The following is a 1047-nucleotide window of genomic DNA, read 5'->3' as shown; positions in this document are numbered from 1 at the left end:
GGCTCGGCGGCGACGGCATCAGCGAGACGATCCGGCCTCTGCTGGACGAGGCGCGCCGCCGCAATCAGGCCATGTGCCCGAGGTTCATGCGCAAGGTGGGGCGCAGGCAGCCGCTGCGCATCCTGTCGATCGGCGACAGCATCACCCAGGCCAGCGGATCGGATGCCGGGGCGGCAGCACCCAACGGCAACCGTGACCGCCTGATCTACCTGACGGATGTGAACGTCCTGCAATATCAGGCCGACTACACGTCGCAGGTTCCCACCTTCACCTCGGCCCAGATCGGCCGCACGGGCGACAATTACACCGACCACACCAAGATCGGCTTCCCCTGGCAGCTGATCGCGGGGCTGGAGGCGATGGGCTACACGCTCGGTACCGATCTGACCTATGACAACTACTGCCGGTCTGGCTCGGCCACGATTGATTTTGTCAGCAGCGGCGGGGTTTTCACCACCTGGGGCAACAACGCGCTGGCCTTGCAGCCCTATGATCTGGTCATCACGGCCTGGGGCATGAACGAGCTGTCGGTCATGGAAACCGGCCAGCGCCTCGGCCTGATCGCTGATGCGTTCCGGGCGACCGGGGCCGACATCCTGATGACCGACAGCGCCGCGCGCAAGTCCAGCTGGCTGCAGGCGCGGATCAATCGCGAGCAGACCCAGATGGCGGCATGGCAGTCCAATTCGGCCTTCGCCTCCTGGCAGTGGATCGACGGGCCGCAATGGACCGAGATGATGGGCGTGGCGGCGCTGGACCGTGCCGGGGCAAATGGCACGAACCACCCCGGCGTCGAGGAGCTGGCGCCCTTCGGGCGGGTGAGCCGCTATTCGATGCTGGGGTCGTGATGGAGACGAACTGCATGAGCATCGAATGGAAGGCATCTGCCAGCGATCCTGAGGGACATGTCGATACGTGGGAGGCGGTATCTGGCGGATCGACCGTCGCCCGTGTCATCGAGGACTGCGATTGGGTCTATCTGATCGAGGTGCATGCAGGCGGGCTTGTTCACGAAGTCGACGGAGAGTTCGAGCTGCTGAACGACGC

At 64.9% G+C, this 1047-nt stretch carries 2 protein-coding genes; both read left to right on the top strand.

Going from position 1 to position 1047, the window contains the following annotated elements:
- Positions 1–848, top strand: an 848-nt coding sequence (locus AC2SGK_RS18275; RefSeq protein WP_488324800.1) for a hypothetical protein, incomplete at its 5' end; no start/stop codon positions are given.
- Positions 849–862: 14 nt separating this feature from the next.
- Positions 863–1047: hypothetical protein (locus AC2SGK_RS18270; protein ID WP_488324799.1), on the top strand; the 185-nt coding region annotated here is incomplete at its 3' end.

The organism is Paracoccus sp. NIOT.M2S5SZ12, assembly GCF_057748165.1.
This window is presented reverse-complemented; position numbering and strand designations above follow the sequence as displayed.